This is a genomic window from Pseudomonas sp. R2-37-08W, assembly GCF_003851705.1.
Lineage (GTDB): Bacteria > Pseudomonadota > Gammaproteobacteria > Pseudomonadales > Pseudomonadaceae > Aquipseudomonas.
This window is the reverse complement of the sequence record NZ_CP027728.1, coordinates 1,087,154-1,103,072: the sequence shown is the minus strand read 5'-3', so window position 1 is coordinate 1,103,072 and position 15,919 is coordinate 1,087,154. Positions and strand designations below refer to the sequence as shown.

Annotated in this window: 13 protein-coding genes; 4 read left to right on the top strand and 9 right to left on the bottom strand. The window is 62.1% G+C overall.

Translation table 11 applies throughout. The features are described from left to right. Positions 1–29 precede the first annotated feature (29 nt). The 4 genes from C4J93_RS04880 (at position 30) to C4J93_RS04865 (ending at position 5,383) form a co-directional block, all read left to right on the top strand. Positions 30–707: a heavy metal response regulator transcription factor gene (locus tag C4J93_RS04880; RefSeq protein ID WP_124361366.1), complete on the top strand. Its 678-nt coding sequence runs from the start codon at positions 30–32 to the stop codon at positions 705–707. Further along, positions 697–2,061, top strand: coding sequence for a heavy metal sensor histidine kinase (locus tag C4J93_RS04875; RefSeq protein ID WP_124428719.1), 1,365 nt, complete (start codon positions 697–699; stop codon positions 2,059–2,061). The genes C4J93_RS04880 and C4J93_RS04875 overlap by 11 nt, the downstream gene beginning before the upstream one ends. 385 nt (positions 2,062–2,446) lie before the next feature. Then, the gene (locus tag C4J93_RS04870; protein WP_124428718.1) at positions 2,447–3,769 is read left to right on the top strand and encodes an OprD family porin; all 1,323 of its coding nucleotides are present in this window, start codon (positions 2,447–2,449) and stop codon (positions 3,767–3,769) included. Positions 3,770–3,895: 126 nt separating this feature from the next. Further along, positions 3,896–5,383 (top strand): sensor domain-containing diguanylate cyclase, encoded by a 1,488-nt coding sequence (locus C4J93_RS04865; protein ID WP_124428717.1) that lies wholly within the window; start codon positions 3,896–3,898, stop codon positions 5,381–5,383. 50 nt (positions 5,384–5,433) lie between these two features. Here the strand turns inward: C4J93_RS04865 and lpxC are convergent, their stop codons facing one another. From lpxC to murD, 9 genes are all read right to left on the bottom strand, one after another. After that, a complete protein-coding gene (gene lpxC, locus C4J93_RS04860; RefSeq protein WP_010565673.1) occupies positions 5,434–6,345 on the bottom strand; it encodes a UDP-3-O-acyl-N-acetylglucosamine deacetylase in 912 nt (303 codons plus the stop codon). Positions 6,346–6,457: 112 nt separating this feature from the next. Beyond that, on the bottom strand, positions 6,458–7,654 hold the full coding sequence (ftsZ, locus tag C4J93_RS04855) for a cell division protein FtsZ (protein WP_003216225.1): 1,197 nt from the start codon (positions 7,652–7,654) through the stop codon (positions 6,458–6,460). A gap of 75 nt (positions 7,655–7,729) precedes the next feature. Then, positions 7,730–8,992: a cell division protein FtsA gene (gene ftsA, locus C4J93_RS04850; protein WP_057724626.1), complete on the bottom strand. Its 1,263-nt coding sequence runs from the start codon at positions 8,990–8,992 to the stop codon at positions 7,730–7,732. 15 nt (positions 8,993–9,007) lie between these two features. Further along, positions 9,008–9,877, bottom strand: coding sequence for a cell division protein FtsQ/DivIB (locus C4J93_RS04845; RefSeq protein ID WP_057724625.1), 870 nt, complete (start codon positions 9,875–9,877; stop codon positions 9,008–9,010). Positions 9,878–9,881: 4 nt separating this feature from the next. After that, complete coding sequence (locus tag C4J93_RS04840; RefSeq protein WP_124409076.1) at positions 9,882–10,838, bottom strand: D-alanine--D-alanine ligase; 957 nt, start codon at positions 10,836–10,838, stop codon at positions 9,882–9,884. Then, positions 10,835–12,295, bottom strand: coding sequence for a UDP-N-acetylmuramate--L-alanine ligase (gene murC, locus C4J93_RS04835; RefSeq protein WP_124369687.1), 1,461 nt, complete (start codon positions 12,293–12,295; stop codon positions 10,835–10,837). Before murC ends, C4J93_RS04840 begins: the two co-directional genes overlap by 4 nt. Beyond that, the gene (gene murG / locus C4J93_RS04830; RefSeq protein ID WP_124428716.1) at positions 12,288–13,358 is read right to left on the bottom strand and encodes an undecaprenyldiphospho-muramoylpentapeptide beta-N-acetylglucosaminyltransferase; all 1,071 of its coding nucleotides are present in this window, start codon (positions 13,356–13,358) and stop codon (positions 12,288–12,290) included. The genes murC and murG overlap by 8 nt, the downstream gene beginning before the upstream one ends. Further along, complete coding sequence (ftsW, locus tag C4J93_RS04825) at positions 13,348–14,571, bottom strand: putative lipid II flippase FtsW (RefSeq protein WP_124365876.1); 1,224 nt, start codon at positions 14,569–14,571, stop codon at positions 13,348–13,350. The genes murG and ftsW overlap by 11 nt, the downstream gene beginning before the upstream one ends. Then, positions 14,568–15,914: a UDP-N-acetylmuramoyl-L-alanine--D-glutamate ligase gene (gene murD, locus C4J93_RS04820; protein ID WP_124428715.1), complete on the bottom strand. Its 1,347-nt coding sequence runs from the start codon at positions 15,912–15,914 to the stop codon at positions 14,568–14,570. The genes ftsW and murD overlap by 4 nt, the downstream gene beginning before the upstream one ends. Positions 15,915–15,919 lie beyond the last annotated feature (5 nt).

The following is a 15,919-nucleotide window of genomic DNA, read 5'->3' as shown; positions in this document are numbered from 1 at the left end:
CCAAGGCCCCGCCCTGGAACAAATGGCTGATGCGCGTCCTGATTATTGAAGATGAAGAAAAAACCGCGGACTACCTGCACCGTGGCTTGACGGAGCAAGGCTACACCGTCGACGTGGCGCGCGAGGGCGTCGAGGGTTTGCACCTGGCGCTGGAGAACGACTACGCGGTGATCGTGCTCGACGTGATGCTGCCGGCGCTCGACGGGTTTGGCGTATTGCGTGCTTTACGCGCACGCAAACAGACACCGGTGATCATGCTCACCGCCCGCGAGCGCGTGGAAGACCGCATCCGTGGCCTGCGCGAAGGCGCCGACGACTACCTGGGCAAGCCGTTTTCCTTCCTGGAACTGGTGGCGCGCCTGCAGGCGTTGACCCGCCGCAGTGGCGGCCACGAGCCGGTGCAGGTGACGGTTGCCGACCTGTGGATCGACCTGATCAGCCGCAAGGCCAGTCGCAACGGTGTGCGCCTGGACCTGACCGCCAAGGAGTTCTCGTTGCTCAGCGTATTGGCGCGGCGCCAGGGCGAAATCCTGTCCAAGACGGCGATTGCCGAGATGGTCTGGGACATCAATTTCGACAGCGACGCCAACGTGGTCGAAGTGGCGATCAAGCGCCTGCGCGCCAAACTCGATGGGCCGTTCGAGCACAAGCTGCTGCACACCATTCGTGGCATGGGCTACGTGCTGGAGAACCGCAGTGCCGACTAACTCCATCGCCCTGCGCCTGAGCGGGATGTTCACCCTGGTGGCGCTGCTGATCTTCGTGCTGATCGGCGGCGCGCTGTACCAGCAAGTGGATCGCGGCCTGGGGTTGTTGCCGGGGGCCGAGCTGGATGCGCGCTACAGCGTGCTCGAATCCTCGGTGAACCGCTTCGGCACGCCCGAGCATTGGGTCAAGATCAAGGCCAAGCTCAAGCTGCTGGGGGAGGAAGACAAGCGCATTCGCTTCTGGGTGGTCAGCAGCGATCCAAGTTACGAATACGGTGAACCGGATGCGCAGATTCGCGCCTTTGCCCAGGGCCCGACCGGTAAACGCGACCTGCACCTGCCCGGCCACGATTACCCGTTCAAGGTGCTGGTGAGCCAGTTCGCCGCCAAGGACCAACGCCCACCGCTGCGCTTCATGATCGCCATCGACACCGAGAATTTCCGCGCCACCCAGCATCATCTGCTGGTAGCGCTGATCAGCCTGGCGCTGGTCGGCGTGGTGATGGCCTCGTTGCTGGGCTTCTGGGTGTCGCGCATCGGCCTCAAGCCACTGGAAAAACTTTCGGACGAAGCACAGAAACTCGCGCCGCCCAAACTCTCCGGGCGCCTGCAACTGTCACCGCTGCCGCCGGAACTGAGCCAGTTCGTCAACTCGTTCAACGCCACCCTCGACCGCGTCGAACTCGCCTACTCGCGCCTCGAATCCTTCAATGCCGACGTGGCCCATGAACTGCGCTCGCCGCTGACCAACCTGATCGGCCAGACCCAGGTCGCGCTGACCCGCGGGCGTTCGGCCGAGCATTATTTCGAGGTGCTGCAATCGAACCTGGAAGAGTTGGAACGGCTGCGCTCGATTATCAACGACATGCTGTTCCTCGCCAGTGCCGACCAGGGCAGCAAGGCTACCAAGCTGATTGAAAGCTCCCTGGCCGATGAAGTCGCCACCACCCTCGACTACCTGGATTTTATCTTCGAAGATGCCCAGGTTCAGGTGCGGGTACAGGGCGACGCCCAGGTGCATATCGAAAAAGCCCACCTGCGCCGCGCACTGATCAACCTGTTGAGCAATGCGGTGCAGCACACCGCGCCTGGGCAGGTCATCGACGTGAACATCGATATGCTGGAGCATCAGGTAACGATCGGCGTGACCAACCCCGGCGAGGTGATTGCCAGCGAGCACCTGCCTCGACTGTTCGAACGTTTCTATCGGGTGGATGCGTCGCGCAGCAACAGCGGGGCCAATCACGGGTTGGGGCTGGCTATCGTCAAGGCGATTGCGTTGATGCATGGAGGGGATGTGTTCGTGCGCAGCGAAGGCGGCGAAAATACCTTCGGCATCACCCTGCCCGTCTAACACGCCGCGATCAAAATGTGGGAGGGGGCTTGCTCCCGATGGCGGCGGGTCAGCTACAGATGAGCCGACTGACCCACCGCTATCGGGAGCAAGCCCCCTCCCACAATGGGTACCACCGGCAGCCAACTGTTACGATTTGGGCAACAGTCATTATCTTGTTACACTCTGTATCGCACCGCTCGCCTGCGTTACTTTGACGCATCGATGAGCGCGACGGTAAAGACAGCCGAACCCTCACCCGAATTTCCCTCGACTTATTTCCAGGGCTCTACACTGGGAATCTGTCTTAAAGCCGCTGACTTCAGCGGCTTTTTTTTTGCCGTAAAAAAGGCCAGGCACACCCCACGACACTGGCCGTTCATGATTGACCAAAGGAGCTCCACCGGTGAAGAACACGCTGACATTTACCCCGTTATTCCTCGCCATCGCAGCAACGATCACTCCCCTTGCCCATGGGGCAGACGCCACGCCCAACGAGGGTTTGGTCGAGGGTTCGCACCTCACGATCGACACCCGCAACTACTACATGAATCGCGACCGTCGCGACCTGCATACCGATGACAGCAAGGAATGGGGCCAGGGCTTTATCGGTACCTTCACCTCCGGCTACACCCAAGGCACCGTAGGCGTCGGCCTGGACCTAAACGCCATGCTCGGTCTCAAGCTCGACGGCGGCGGTGGCACCGACGGTTCCAGCATCCTTCCGTACGGCAGCGGCAACGGCAAGGCGCCCGGCACGTTCTCCACCGCTGGCGGCACCTTGAAACTGCGCGCGTTCGATACCGAGTTGAAGGCCGGCGACCTGTTCCTCAACAACCCGGTGATCGCCGGCGGCATGACCCGCATGCTGCCGCAGACGTTTCGCGGCGTGAGCCTGGCCAACCACAGCCTCGACGGCTGGATGTTCGAAGGCGGCCAGGCCAGCTTCACCAAGCTCTACAACCAGAGCGGCCACCGGCGCATCGGCACCAGCTACGGCGCATTGCCGGCCAACGCCGACGCCCAGCGCCTGAACTGGGCCGGTGTAGCGTTCAGCGGCATCCCCGGGTTGACCAGCAACCTGTACGCCGCTGAACTCAAGGACGTGTGGCACCAGTACTACTACGACCTCGAGTACACCTATGCACTGAACGACCTGGTCAGCCTGACCCCCGGCCTGCACTACTACCACACCCAGGACACCGGCCAGGCACTGCTGGGCGCTATCGACAACAACACCTACAGCCTGCATATGACCCTGGGCGTGGGCAACCACAGCGTTACCGCCGCCTACCAGCGGGTCAACGGCAACACGCCGTTCGACTACATTACCCAGGGTGACAGCGTGTACCTGGACAACTCCCAGCAATACTCGGACTTCAACGGCCCCAACGAGCGTTCGTGGAAGCTCAAGTATGCCTACGACTTCGCCGGTCTCGGCCTGCCCGGCCTGACATCCGCCGTGTCGTATATCAGCGGCAAGACCGACCTGACCACGGTAGACCCGAACAGCCGGGGCTACAGCAGCTGGTACAGCGCCGACGGCAAGAACGCCAGGCACTGGGAGCGCGATATCGACCTGAAATACGTGGTGCAGGGCGGCAAGGCCAAGGACCTGGCGGTACGCCTGCAATGGGCGACCAACCGTGGCGGCAATGGCTACTCGGCGGTGGATCGGGATGTGGATGAGTACCGCGTGATCGTGGACTACCCAATCAACGTGTTCTAACCACGATCTCACTGACAAAGAAGATCCAATGTGGGAGGGGGCTTGCCCCCCTCCCACATTTTGCTTCTGCGCCATTTCCAGAGTAGCTACTACGCTAAAGGCATCCTCAGAGCAGAAGTACGCCCGATGAGTTCAAGCCTTACCCGCCCTACCCGCCGCCCGGAACGCCTGCTGATCCTGAGCAGCACCCTCACGGTGTTGCTGATCGTGGGCATCGTCACCGCACTGTTGAATCGCGAACACGCCAACACCTTGCAGACCGCCAAGCGCACCGCCACTACCATTACCCAGTTGATTGATGCCGATGTGCTACGTAACGTCGAGCTCTATGACATGGCCCTCAAAGGCCTGATCGCCGCGACCGAGCGCACTGACCTGCAGGGCGTGTCCGCGAGCATCCGGCACCTGGTGCTGTTCGACCGCTCCGCCACAGCGCCGTACAAGGGCGACATCCTGTTGCTGGGCCCGAGCGGCGAGGTGATTGCCGACTCGTCCCTGCTCACGCCCAAGGCCGGCAACTTCGCCGACCGCGACTATTTCCAGGTTCATCGCGCCAATCCCGACATCGGGCTGTATATCAGTCGCCCGTTCAGGGCCCGCTGCGAATGCGATGACCCGTGGCGCATCGCATTCAGCCGCCGCGTTTCGTCGTCGGACGGGCGCTTCCTGGGTGTGGCTGTCGCCTCCATGCGTCTGTCGTACTTCCACCAACTGTTCAGCAGCCTGAATATCGGCAGCGACAGCACCATCAACCTGCTCAACCACCAAGGCATCCTGCTGGCGCAAGAGCCGTTGCTGGAAGTGGATATCATCAACAAGGACCTGAGCCAGCGGCCCAATGTGGCGCGCATGCTGCGCGAGCGAGACGGCACTTTCCGCAGCGTCTCCAGCCTCGACCAGCAGCCTCGGCTCTACAGTTTCTCGAACGTGGGCGATTTGCCGCTGATCGTCGCGGTGGCGTTGGCCAGCGACGAAGTGTTCGCGCCATGGCGACGGGCGGCGTGGCTGGTCAGTCTCGCGACGGGGGTGCTGTGCATTGGCCTGTTGTGGCTGACCTGGGCGCTGTGCATGGAGCTGCGACGGCGTCACCGGGCCGAGCAGGTGCTGTCAGAACTGGCAGGTACCGATGCCCTCACTGGCCTGGCCAACCGCCGCACTCTCGACGAACGCCTGCGCCTGGAATGGGACCGCGCGCAACGTTCAACCGAGCCGTTGACGGTGCTGATGATCGACGTGGACCACTTCAAGGCCTTCAACGATCGCCATGGCCACCAGGGCGGGGACGACGCACTGCGCACGGTGGCGCAGGTGATCGACAGCAATATCCGCCGCCCGGCCGACCTTGCCGCACGTTACGGCGGTGAAGAATTCGCGGTGGTGCTGCCCGATACCGACGCCAAGGGCGCGTGGGTGATCGCCGAGCATATCCGCAATGGTGTTGAGCACTTGCCACGGGCGGCATGGGACGAGCAGCCGATTACCGTGAGCATCGGCATGAGTACCTGGGAAAAGCGCAGCGGCCTGTCCCTAGAGGACTTGCTACTCAGGGCCGACCAGGCGTTGTATGAGGCCAAGCACAGTGGCCGCAATCGGACGATCAACGCCGGGACATAAAAAAAGGCCACCCGAAGGCAGCCTTTAAAACTAAAGAAGAGAGTTGTTACTTACACCGCCGCAACGGGACGCATGTAAGAGATCGGTGCGGTGCTGGCATCTTCGAAGGTCACGACTTCCCAAGCGTCTGTCTGCTCAATCAACTTGCGCAGCAGCTGGTTGTTAAGGGCGTGGCCCGACTTGAAGCCTTTGAACTCGCCTATCAGGCTATTGCCCAGCAGGTAGAGGTCACCGATTGCATCGAGGATCTTGTGCTTCACGAATTCGTCTTCATAGCGAAGGCCGTCTTCGTTCAGTACACCATCCGCGTCGACCACAATGGCGTTTTCAACGCTGCCGCCGAGTGCGAGGTTGTGCTTGCGCAGGTACTCGATGTCACTCATGAAACCAAAGGTACGGGCGCGGCTGACTTCTTTTACGAACGAAGTGCTGGAAAAATCCACGCTTGCACTTTGGATGCGGTCACGGAATACCGGGTGATCGAAATCGATCTCAAAGCTCACTTTAAAGCCTTCGAACGGGACGAAGGTGGCGCGCTTGTCGCCGTCTTCTACTGTCACTTCCCGCAGAATGCGAATGAACTTCTTGGCTGCGTCCTGTTCTTCCAGGCCGGCAGATTGAATCAGGAATACGAAGGGTCCAGCGCTGCCATCCATGATCGGGACTTCGGACGCGGAGAGCTCGACGTAGGCGTTATCGATGCCCAAACCGGCCATGGCCGAGAGCAAGTGCTCCACCGTGTCCACTTTGACGTCACCGTTGACCAATGTGGTCGACATAGTGGTTTCGCCAACGTTTTCCGCGCGAGCAGGTATCTGCACCACAGGGTCCAGGTCGGCACGCACAAACACGATGCCGGTGTCGACAGGTGCAGGCTTGAGGGTCAGGTATACCTTTTCCCCGGAGTGCAGACCTACACCTGTGGCACGAATAATATTCTTCAGGGTGCGTTGTTTAATCATGGCTTGGACCGCTTCAGCGCAAATTGCGAACTGGTATCAACAAAGGCTGGCGATAATAGCAGACCAGACCTTTGCTGAACACCAATCACCTTCATAGCCCTGATACATTCCATTAATCGGCCTGACGACGCAGGAATGCCGGGATGTCCAGGTAGTCCAGATCGTCTTGCGGATTCGGGCTACGGGACGCCGCAGCACCGGCCTGAGCCTGGTTGCGCATCACGGTCGGACGGTCCAGGTCACGGTAGTTCACCGACGGCAGTTCCTGGCGCGAAGGCGCTGGAGCGGCCGCCTGCTGGCTGGCGTGGCTGGTATGGACGGTATTGTCGATGACCTTTACAGGCTTCTCGATTTTTGCACCCAGGCCGGTCGCAACCACGGTCACGTGCAGTTCGTCGCGCATGTCCGGGTCGATAACGGTGCCGACCTTGACCATGGCGTGCTCGGACGCGAAGGCTTCGATGATGCTACCCACGTCGGAGTACTCACCCAGGGACAGGTCAGGACCTGCGGTGATATTCACCAGGATGCCGCGCGCACCTTGCAGGTTCACGTCTTCCAGCAGCGGGTTGCGAATGGCTGCTTCGGTGGCTTCGCGTGCACGGTTCGGACCGCTGGCGCAGCCGGTACCCATCATCGCCATGCCCATTTCGCTCATCACGGTACGCACGTCGGCAAAGTCGACGTTGATCATGCCGGGACGCTTGATGATGTCGGAGATACCGCGAACGGCACCGGCCAGTACATCGTCAGCCTTGGCGAACGCGGACAGCAGGCTGGCGTCCTTGCCCAGGATGGTCAGCAGTTTCTCGTTGGGAATGGTGATCAACGAGTCGACGCTTTCAGACAGCAGACGGATGCCTTCGTCGGCGATCTGCATGCGCTTGCGGCCTTCGAACGGGAACGGACGCGTCACAACAGCGACGGTCAGAATCCCCATTTCCTTGGCCACTTCGGCAATGATCGGCGCTGCACCGGTACCGGTACCGCCGCCCATGCCGGTGGTGATGAACACCATGTTGGTGCCTTGCAGCACTTCGGCAATACGCTCGCGGTCTTCCAGGGCGGCTTGACGGCCGACTTCCGGATTGGCGCCAGCGCCGAGGCCTTTGGTCACGGCTGTGCCCAATTGCAGGATGGTCCGCGCGCCGATGCTTTTCAGCGCCTGGGCATCAGTGTTGGCGCAGATGAATTCAACGCCTTCAATGTTGCTCTTGACCATATGGTTGACAGCGTTGCCGCCGCCACCGCCGACACCGATTACTTTGATAACCGGGCTAGCGGGGATGTTGTCTACGAGTTCAAACATGTTCCCTCTCCTTTCGTTTTCTCTAGTTTTTTCGCCTACTGCTTATTACGGGTGTTGCGGTGTCGCGGTAAATCTTCAGAAATTGCCTTTTACCCAAGCCTGCAGCCGCTCGAACAACGGCGCTTTCGCTTCGTCATCGCTGCGGTAGCTGTCACGGATGCTCGGGCCCGACAGGGAAATGCCATCGGTCTGCTTTTGCAGCCCGTACAACAGCAAGCCCACACCGGTGGAATAAATCGGGTTGCGCACCACGTCACCGAGGCCTTTGACGCCATGGGGCACGCCCAGGCGCACCGGCATGTGGAAGATCTCTTCGGCCAGTTCGACCGCGCCTTCCATTTTCGAGGTGCCACCGGTCAGCACGATGCCGGCCGGGATCAGATCTTCGTAGCCGCTGCGGCGCAGTTCGGCCTGGATCAGGGTGAACAGCTCGTCGTAGCGCGGCTCGACCACTTCGGCCAGGGCCTGGCGCGACAACTCGCGCGGTGGACGGTCGCCGACGCTTGGCACCTTGATGGTTTCACCGGCACCGGCCAGCTTGGCCAGGGCGCAGGCGTAGCGGATCTTGATTTCTTCGGCGTACTGGGTCGGTGTGCGCAACGCCATGGCGATGTCGTTGGTGACCTGGTCGCCGGCAATCGGGATCACGGCGGTGTGACGGATCGCACCCTCGGTGAAGATCGCGATATCGGTGGTGCCGCCGCCGATGTCCACCAGGCACACGCCCAGTTCTTTTTCGTCGTCGGTCAGCACCGAGTAGGCCGAAGCCAACTGCTCGAGAATGATGTCGTCGATTTCCAGGCCGCAGCGACGCACGCATTTTTCAATGTTCTGTGCGGCGTTGACGGCGCAGGTCACTACGTGGACCTTGGCTTCCAGACGCACGCCCGACATACCCAGTGGCTCGCGAACGCCCTCCTGGTTATCGATCACGTAGTCCTGGGGCAAGGTGTGCAACACGCGCTGGTCAGCCGGGATCGCCACGGCCTGGGCGGCGTCGAGGACGCGCTCAAGGTCGGCCGCACTGACTTCACGGTCGCGGATCGCCACGATGCCGTGGGAGTTCAGGCTGCGGATATGGTTGCCGGCCACGCCGACGAACGCCGAGTGAATCCGGCAACCGGCCATCAGCTGCGCTTCTTCGATGGCGCGCTGGATCGATTGCACGGTGGACTCGATGTTCACCACCACGCCCTTCTTCAGGCCCCGGGACGGATGCGTGCCAATACCGACGATTTCGATCGTGCCGTCTTCACCGACCTCGCCCACCAGCGCCACCACCTTGGAGGTGCCGATATCGAGACCGACGATCATTTTGCCGCTTTGCACGTTTGCCATGGGTCCTGCCTCTTCTTAATTCTTCGCGACAGCGGGTTGTGCTGCCGTGGGCGCTACCGGTACACGCCAACCGACGGCCAGGCCGTTGGCGTAACGCAGGTCGACGCTCGCAATGTTCGTAATCTGTTCTTTCAAGGTTTTTTCATAGATGGCAATAAAGCGGCGCATCTTTTCCACCAAGCGGTCGCGTCCCAGCAACAACTCGATGCCCGGGCCGGAACTGCCTGCCCCGGTCGTCAGAAACCAGCTGCCCCGCTCACGCAATTCCAGGCGTGCGATGGAGAAGCCCAGTGGCCGCAGCATCTGGCTCAAGGCCTGGTACTGCTGCATCACTTGCTGTTGCGCCCGCTGCGGCCCGAACAGCTGCGGCAGGTGCTCATAGTTCGCCACTTCACGGGGCGCAAATGCCTGCCCCTGGTTGTTCAACAGCGCACCATCGCCCCAACGGGCCACGGGCAGCTGTTCTTCCAGGCGGATCGTTACCTGGTCCGGCCATACGCGGCGGACTTCGGCATGGGCGATCCACGGCATCTGTTCCAGCTCCGCGCGCATGCCGGCCAGGTCAATGGTAAAGAAGCTCGCCGCCAGGAACGGGCTGATGCGCTGCTGTACCGCTTGCTGGCTGATGTAGCTCAAGTCGCCCTGCACGCTGATCTTGGTGATCGGCCGGTCGGCATACGGCAATAGGCGCTGCGCCCCTTCGTAGGTGCCAAAGCCCAGTACCACCAGCAACACCGGCCAGAACAGCGCCTTGATGAAACCAAAGTTGGCTTTGGGCAGGCGCGCCGACATCGGCTCTTTGGCCACCATGCGGCTGGCACCCCGTGGCACCGGCTTGCGGCTCGGTGCTTGTGGGGGCTGATGACGAAGCGATGCGCCTTTCATGTGCTTAGCCTCTTGGCTCAATGCTGTCGGCCAGGATCGCCAGCACCAACTGCTGGAAATCCAGACCGGCGGCACGGGCGGCCATTGGGACCAGGCTGTGGTCGGTCATCCCGGGTGCGGTGTTGACTTCCAGGAACCAGAAATTCCCCTGGTCATCCTGCATCACGTCTGCCCGCGCCCAACCGGCGATACCCAGCGCCTCACAGGCTTGCGCCGTGAGGTCCATCAATTGTTGTTCCCTGGTTGCGTCAAGGCCGCAGGGGATCCGGTACTGGGTATCGGAAGCCACGTACTTGGCGTCGTAATCGTAAAAAGTGTGGGGCGTGCCCAATGCGATAGGCGGCAATACCTGGCCACGCAGGGTGGCGATGGTGTACTCGGGACCCTGGATCCACTGTTCCACCAACACTTGCGAATCGTAGGTACTTGCCGCTTTCCATGCGTCGATCAATTCAGCGGCCGAGTTCACTTTGGCCATGCCGATACTGGAGCCTTCATGGGCAGGTTTGACGATCAAAGGCAGGCCCAGTTCCTTGGCTGCGCAAATACAATCGTCCTCGCTGCGCAACACGGCGTGACGTGGTGTGGGAATGCCCAGGCTGTGCCACACCTGCTTGGTGCGCAGCTTGTCCATCGCCAGTGCCGACGCCAGGATGCCGCTGCCGGTATAGGGGATGCCGGCGCACTCGAGCAGGCCCTGCATGCTGCCGTCTTCACCGCCACGGCCGTGAAGAATGATGAAGGCGCGGTCGATCTTTTCGGCCAGCAGGCGGGCGAGGAGATCATCGCCCACGTCGATACCGAAGGCGTTCACACCGGCGCTTTGCAGCGCTTCAAGCACCGCATTGCCAGACTTGAGCGACACTGCGCGCTCGGCGCTCTTGCCGCCGAACAGCACGGCAACGCGGCCGAAGTCGGCAGGCGCGACAGTGGAGAACAGGGAGGCGTAGTCAGTGATCATTTCGACTTCCCCTTTTCGGCAGCAAGCGCTTCTTTTACGAACAATGGGCTGGCCAGCAATTTAGGCGCAAGGCCACCGATATCACCGGCACCCTGGCACAGCAGAATGTCGCCGGCGCGCAGCAGCGGCTTGACGATCGGCGCCAGGTCGACGCCCCGCTCGATGTAGATCGGGTCCAACTGCCCGCGCTGACGGATGCTGTTGCACAGCTTGCGGCTGTCGGCGCCCGGAATCGGTTCTTCACCGGCCGGGTACACCTCCATCAGCAAGAGCACGTTGGCATCGGCCAATACATTGACGAAGTCGTCGTACAGGTCACGGGTGCGGCTGTAGCGGTGCGGCTGGTAGACCATCACCAGGCGACGCTCCGGCCAGCCACCGCGCACGGCCTTGATCACGGCGGCGACTTCGGTGGGGTGGTGACCGTAATCATCCACCAGCATCACCTCACCGCCTTCAACCGGCAGTTGGCCGTAGACCTGGAAGCGTCGGCCGACACCGGCAAAGCGCGACAGGCCTTCGACGATGGCTTCATCGCTGACGCCTTCATCGGTTGCGATGCAGATGGTCGCCAGGGAGTTCAGTACGTTGTGGTTGCCCGGCATGTTGACCGACACATCCAGCGGCTCGCGGTCGGGGCGCAGCACGGTGAAGAAGGTTTGCATGCCTTCCTGGCGGACATTGATCGCGCGCACGTCAGCGTCTTCGCTGAAGCCGTAGGTCACGGTAGGGCGCTTGACCTGCGGCAGAATCTCGCGCACCACCGGATCGTCCAGGCACACCACGGCCAACCCGTAGAACGGCAGGTTATGCAGGAAGTCGACGAAGGTCTTCTTCAATTTGTTGAAGTCACCGTCGTAGGTTGCCATGTGGTCTTCGTCGATGTTGGTGACGACGGCGACCAGCGGTTGCAGGTGCAGGAAGCTCGCGTCGCTTTCATCGGCTTCGGCGATCAGGTAGCGGCTGGTACCGAGCTGGGCATTGGTGCCGGCTGCATTCAGGCGGCCACCGATGACGAAGGTCGGGTCCAGGCCACCGGCGGCGAACACCGAGGCGATCAGGCTGGTAGTGGTGGTCTTGCCGTGGGTACCGGCGACGGCGATGCCGTGGCGGTAGCGCATCAGCTCGGCGAGCATCTCGGCACGCGGCACCACCGGAATACGGCGCTCGAGGGCGGTGGCCACTTCCGGGTTGGACGTGTTCACAGCGCTGGACACCACCAGCACATCCGCCTCGGCGGCGTTTTCGGCGCGGTGGCCGATGAAGATCTGCGCGCCAAAGGACTTCAGGCGCTCGGTGACCGGCGACTCTTTCAAGTCAGAGCCGGACACCTGATAGCCCAGGTTCAGCAATACTTCGGCAATCCCGCACATGCCCACGCCGCCGATGCCGACGAAGTGGATGCGACGGATGCGGCGCATTTCCGGTTGTGGCATGGCTTTCTGATTCTCAACCATGGGCCACCTCCAGGCAGATATCGACCACGGTGCGGGTTGCGTCAGGTTTGGCCAGGCGGCTTGCGGTGCTCGCCATGCTGTTGAGTCGTTCCGGTTGCATCAAAACCTCGGTCAGGCGTGCGGCCAAATCGGCGGCGCCAGTCGTTCTTTGCGGCAGCAGGAAGGCAGCGCCCTCCCCGGCCAAATATTCGGCGTTGCGGGTCTGGTGATCGTCGATTGCGTGGGGCAGAGGCACCAGCAACGACGGCAGACCGGCGGCAGCCAGTTCACTGACGGTCAGCGCACCAGCGCGACAGACCACCAGGTCGGCCCAGCCATAGGCGTGGGCCATGTCTTTGATGAAGGGCTGGACAGTCGCCTCGACACCGGCCTCGCGATAGCGCGTGGCGGTGACTTCATCGTGGTGCTTGCCGGCTTGGTGGAAGATCTCAGGCCGCAATTCCACAGGGAGTTGCGCCAGCGCCTCCGGCAGCAATTTGTTCAGCGGCTCGGCGCCCAGGCTTCCGCCGAGGATCAGCAGGTGCGCCTTGCGTCCGACCAGCGCCTGACGGGCGATGTCCATGAACAGCTCGGTGCGCACCGGGTTGCCGGTGGTACGGCGCTTGCTCGACGCGCTGAAGGTATTCGGGAAGGCTTCACACACCCGCGCGGCCAATGGCACCAGCAAGCGGTTGGCGGTACCGGCGACGGCGTTCTGTTCATGCACGATCATGGGGACACCGGCGAGTTTTGCCGCCACGCCGCCGGGGCCGGTCACATAACCGCCAAAGCCGAGCACACACACAGGCTGCAACTCACGGATGACCTGGCGTGCCTGCCATACCGCCTTGAGCAACACGAACGGCGCCTTGAGCAGCGACAATTTGCCCTTGCCACGCAAGCCCGTGACGTTGATCAGGTGCAGCGGCAAACCGGCGCTCGGCACCAGCTCGTTCTCGATGCCACGCGGCGTTCCCAACCAGTGCACGCTGTAGCCACGGTTCTGGAATTCGCGCGCGCAGGCCAGGGCCGGGAACACATGGCCCCCGGTGCCGCCAGCCATGATCAGCACGTTAGCGCCCATGGGTCGGCTCCTCGGCGAAGTCGCTTTCGCTGAACTCCATCTCTTCGCTGCCCAGGTGAGTGCGACTCTCCCATTCGATGCGTAGCAACAAGCCAAGGCAGGCGCAGCAAATCACCAACGAACTGCCGCCGTAACTGAGGAACGGCAAGGTCAGGCCCTTGGTCGGCAGCAGCCCGACGTTCACGCCGATATTGATCAGGAACTGGCCGATCCACAGGAACGACAAGCCGTACGCCACATAAGCGGCGAAATACTGTTTGGCCCTCTCGGCCCACAAGCCGATGTACATGCCGCGTACACATACGAACACGAACAGCGCGACGGTGCACAGCGAACCGACCACGCCCAGTTCCTCGGCCAGTACCGAGAACACGAAGTCGGTGTGCGCTTCGGGCAGATAGAACTGCTTCTGCACACTGTTGCCCAGGCCTACGCCCAGCCACTCGCCGCGACCGAAGGCAATCAGCGCCTGGGTCAACTGGTAGCCGGAACCGAACTGGTCGGACCAGGGGTCGGTAAAGGTAATCAGACGGGCCATCCGGTAGGGTTGCGCCTGCACCAGCACCGTCACGGCCGCGACCGCCAGCACCACCATCAAGGTGAAGCGAAACAGGCCGACGCCACCCAGGAACAGCATCGCGGCGGCGGCGCCCATCATTACCACGGTGGCGCCGAAGTCGGGCTCCATCAGCAGCAGACCGGCCATGGGCAGCAGCACGATGAATGGCTTGAAAAAGCCCATCCAGCTTTCGCGCACTTCTTTCTGACGGCGCACCAGGTAGCCGGCCAGGTAGATCACCACGAACACCTTGGCGATTTCCGAGGGTTGCACGTTGAAGGCACCGAAGCCGATCCAGCGCATCGAACCGTTCACCTCGCGGCCGATGCCGGGCAGGATCACCATCACCAGCAAGCCGAACGCCCCGATCAGCATCAGCCAACCCAGGCGCTGCCACGTAGCGATCGGGATCATCATGGTGACGATGCACGCGCCGAGGCCGATCACCAGGTACACCAAGTGACGGATCATCATGTACAGGGTGTTGCCCGACTGCACCGCAGCCACTTCGGAGGACGCCGAGGTGATCATCACCAGGCCCAGGCCGAGCAGCGCCAGGCAACCGGCGAGCATCGGGAAATCCAGGTCGATGCCGCGCCCGGTAATGATCGGCGACGGGTACGGCTTGATGATGTTTTTCAGGTTGAGGCTCATGCCAAAGCCTCCACGGCGCGGGCGAACAGCTGGCCGCGCTCTTCATAGTTCTTGAACATGTCGAAACTGGCGCAGGCTGGCGACAGCAGTACCGCATCACCCGGCTGGGCCAGGGCTTTGCACTGGGCGATCGCGTCGTCCAGGGAGGTAGCGCGCACTTGCGGCACCGCGTCGCCAAGGGCTGCGGCGATCAGGTTCGCATCACGGCCCATCAGCACCACCGCGCGGCAATGCGCAGCGACCGGTGCTTTAAGGTCCTTGAAGTCGGCACCTTTGCCGTCGCCACCGGCGATCAGCACCAGCTTGCCGTCGATATCGGCACCCAGGCCTTCGATGGCCGCCAGGGCAGCGCCGACGTTGGTGGCCTTGGAGTCGTTGTAATAGCTGACGCCGTCGAGGTCGCGCACCCACTGGCAGCGATGCTCAAGGCCGGCAAAGGTGCGCAGGCTGGCGAGCATAGCGTCGAAGGGCAGGCCCACCGCGTGGCCGAGCGCCAAGGCCGCCAGGGCGTTGGACTGGTTATGGGCGCCACGAATTTTCAACTCGCGCACCGGCATCAGGTTCTGGAATTCGAAGGCCAGGTATTTCTCGCCGTTCTCTTCGCGGATGCCAAAGGCTTTGAAATCAGGCTTGCTCAGGCCGAAGGTCCAGCAAGGCATGCCTTCGCCTATCAGTGGGCGGCTCAAGGCATCCTGGCGGTTGACCACAAACTGCTTGGCGCCCCGGAAGATACGATGCTTGGCCAGGTGATAGGCCGGCAGGCCGCTGTAGCGGTCCATATGGTCTTCGCTGACGTTCAACACGGTCGCCACTTCGGCACCGAGGTCATGGGTGGTTTCCAGCTGGAAGCTCGACAACTCCATCACGTACAACTCGACGTCGTCGCTGAGCAGGTCCAGCGCCGGCACCCCAAGGTTGCCGCCCACCGCCACGCGCTTGCCGGCAGCCTTCGCCATTTCGCCGACCAGGGTGGTCACGGTGCTTTTCGCGTTGGAACCGCTGATCGCCACGATTGGTGCCTTGGCGTGACGCGCAAACAGGTCGATGTCGCCGGACAGCTTCACGCCACGCGCCGCTGCCGCTTGCAGGGCCGGTGTGGCCAACGCCAGGCCGGGGCTCACGTAAAGCTCATCGGCGCGGCACAGAAATTCGACGTCCAATTCGCCACAACGCACTTCCACGTGCGGGTAATCACGGCGCAGCGTGACCAGCTCCGGTGGATTTTCCCGCGTGTCGGCCACGGCAAACGACGTGCCCCGGTTCGCCAGGAAGCGAACCAGGGACATGCCGCTCTTGCCGAGGCCGACAACGATGCGGAAGTGGTCTGAAGCGATCAGGGACACTCGTT